Annotated in this window: 3 protein-coding genes, 1 tRNA gene and 1 pseudogene; 4 read left to right on the forward strand and 1 reads right to left on the reverse strand. The window is 37.7% G+C overall.

Annotated elements, in window-relative coordinates; all coding sequences use genetic code 11:
* Nucleotides 1–150: 150 nt before the first annotated feature.
* From GO685_RS05950 to GO685_RS04680, 4 genes and pseudogenes are all read left to right on the forward strand, one after another.
* A pseudogene (locus GO685_RS05950) lies at nt 151–228 on the forward strand (hypothetical protein); the annotation flags it as partial.
* 134 nt (nt 229–362) lie between these two features.
* Nucleotides 363–449 (forward strand) — tRNA-Ser (locus GO685_RS04670).
* A 26-nt stretch (nt 450–475) separates the two neighbouring features.
* Nucleotides 476–1,105 carry a ferredoxin reductase domain-containing protein gene (locus tag GO685_RS04675; RefSeq protein ID WP_175937784.1) on the forward strand — a complete coding sequence of 210 codons (630 nt, stop codon included), beginning with the start codon at nt 476–478 and terminating at the stop codon, nt 1,103–1,105.
* Nucleotides 1,089–1,607 carry a 5-formyltetrahydrofolate cyclo-ligase gene (locus tag GO685_RS04680; protein WP_175937785.1) on the forward strand — a complete coding sequence of 173 codons (519 nt, stop codon included), beginning with the start codon at nt 1,089–1,091 and terminating at the stop codon, nt 1,605–1,607. Before GO685_RS04675 ends, GO685_RS04680 begins: the two co-directional genes overlap by 17 nt.
* Here GO685_RS04680 and GO685_RS04685 read toward each other — a convergent pair.
* Nucleotides 1,566–2,528, reverse strand: coding sequence for a Fic family protein (locus tag GO685_RS04685; protein WP_343033218.1), 963 nt, complete (start codon nt 2,526–2,528; stop codon nt 1,566–1,568). The two genes, GO685_RS04680 and GO685_RS04685, sit on opposite strands and share 42 nt — an antisense overlap.
* Nucleotides 2,529–2,619 lie beyond the last annotated feature (91 nt).

The raw sequence follows: 2,619 nt of genomic DNA on the forward strand, positions 1-2,619 counted from the left end.
CTTATGCATTGGGTAACCTCCTATTGTTGCTAAGATACTGGAGTTTACCCTATTTCTCTCTCTACTCTCTTTCTAATCCATAGTTAGCGTTATAAGCACGGGGTAGTAAAGTTCTTTGATTCACCAACACACGCAGCATTTGAAGGTATAGTGAAGGAACACAGAAATAAAGTAGTCACATTGTTTACTTCGCCTCCATATCAAATTTCTGTTGGGGATAAATATTCGATACTCGCAGGTTGCGATAAAACGTTTTCAACTTGTAAAAACAAATTCCACAATACTGTAATTTCGGTGGTGAACCCTATGTACCTGGTTTTGAACTTGCTCAGCAGCACAATTTTCAATATTATAAGTAGTATGGAAAGGTGGCTGAGTGGTCTAAAGCACACGCTTGGAAAGCGTGCACATATGAAAATATGTCGGGGGTTCGAATCCCCCCTTTTCCGTGTCGTATGCATGCGAGAACAAAAACATGAAAAACATAATGCTAATTGGTGGTGGAGTTGGAAATGCAGTATTGTTTTCAATAGGAAAAGCCTGTCTTGAAAATAATAATAGAGTTTTATACTTTGCTGGCTATAGGAAATTAAATGATGTATTTAAACAAGCATTGATAGAACGTGCATCAAGTGCGGTAGTTTGGGCATGCGAGGAAGGATTAATAAAAACAAACAGGGATCAAGACAAATCTTTTCATGGGAATACAGTTGATGCAATAATCTCTTATCAAAGGGGAATATTAGGCGATACCACGATTAATTTAGATGCTATAGACAAAATTATTACTATCGGTTCTGATAAAATGATGAAGGCCGTAAATGAAGCAAGAAAAACGATCTTAAGGCCATATTTGAAATCAGGCCACATGGCAATATCATCGGTCAACTCTCCCATGCAGTGTATGATGAAAGAAATCTGCGCTCAGTGTGTGCAGCGGCATATAAATACGAAAACAGGAGAAGAGAATTATGTATATAGTTGCAGCAATCAAGACCAGGATATGGAGCTTGTTGACTTTGATTTTTTGAGTGAGCGCTTGAAACAAAATAGTTTACAAGAAAAACTCACTGCAAAATGGATAGGCCATGTTCAAAGATATTAAACAACAAAAAAAGAAAATAAGAGAGCAATATAGGGCTATAAGAAAAAATATTGATGAGAGTTATTCCAATTGTGCAGCAAATTCTCTTGTTAATCTCTTCAATCAGAACTTAAGTTACATTAAAGGCAAAACAATTGCAGCTTATATTCCAATTGATGGAGAAATAAATATTTTACCTTTGATACATAATTTGCTCAATTTAGGCTATAAAGTGGCAATTCCTGATGAAAACAAGCCACTGAGGTTTAAGGAATGGAACAAAACAGGTGAAGATATAATTCCCGATACGATCATTACCCCTATTGTTGCTTTTGATAATCATCTCAATAGATTAGGTTTTGGTAGTGGTTGGTATGATGCAGTAATAAAAGAACTGCGGCCGCTTGGCAAAATATTTATAGGTGTAGCTTATGAAAAACAATATTGCAAAGATCTGCCAATAGAAGAACACGACCAAAAATTAGATATCACAATCACTGAGACACGTGTTAGGTGTAGGTAGTGGCTCTTCTAAAATCTTCAAAATATCAGTTGCACAGTAAACCCGATCTCTCTTTCCCTCAGAAATTTGTGAAACAACGCCTAAATCTTCAAGTTTCATGACTGCTCTTTGGGCTGTTGTAAATGCAACACCTAAGTTTTCAACTATTCTCTTTATAGTAAAGTAAGGGTTTACAGCCAAATATCTTATAATATCACTTGCAACTCCTTCGGTTTTAGAACTTTGCCAACTTGTAATTAAATTGTTAATTTGTTCTGCCCTCGATAATACGTCCAACGATTGCAACGCTACACCATTTAAAAAATAAGAGAACCAGTCATGCCACGTACCTTTGCTGCTTATGTTGTAAAGTTGTGTATAGTACTCATCTTGCATAGCTTCGAAAAATGCGCTTAGATATAACAAAGGCGATGATAATAGCTTTTTTTCGATAAAGAGTAATGTTATGAGTAAACGTCCAATACGCCCATTGCCGTCCAAGAATGGGTGAATTGCCTCAAATTGATAATGGCATAAAGCTATGTGTATGAGTGGGAGTAGTGTCCTGTCATGTAGAAACCTTTCAAAAGAGTACAGGCAATCCATCAACTCACCTGGTGTTGGTGGCACATATTTTGCTGAGTTTATTGTACACCCTGGAATTCCAATCCAGTTCTGCACCCGGCGAAACTCCCCTGGAGTTGCGTGAGAACCTCTTACACCTTGCATTAGCATCCCGTGAATTCCTTTAATCAACCGAAGCGACAGTGGAAGGGACTGTAAACGTTTGAGTCCATACTCGAGTGCTGCTATATAATTGCGTACTTCTTGTAAATCATCGGGGTTGCGATCTACATTAGCACCTGCTTCTTGAGCCAAAACTTCACCAAGAGTTGCTTCAGTCCCCTCGATTCTACTTGAAAGGACTGCTTCACGTGCTATAAAACGCTAACTATGGATTAGAAAGAGAGTAGAGAGAGAAATAGGGTAAACTCCAGTATTTTAGCAACAATAGGAGGTTACCCAATGCATA

Origin of the sequence: Wolbachia endosymbiont of Madathamugadia hiepei (assembly GCF_013366855.1) — a bacterium.
GTDB lineage: Bacteria > Pseudomonadota > Alphaproteobacteria > Rickettsiales > Anaplasmataceae > Wolbachia.

Bases quoted from the DNA above. Each gene is read 5' to 3' on its own strand.
- GO685_RS04675 (WP_175937784.1), top strand. From the start codon at position 476: ATGAAAAACATAATGCTAATTGGTGGTGGAGTTGGAAATGCAGTATTG.
- GO685_RS04680 (WP_175937785.1), top strand. From the start codon at position 1,089: ATGTTCAAAGATATTAAACAACAAAAAAAGAAAATAAGAGAGCAATAT.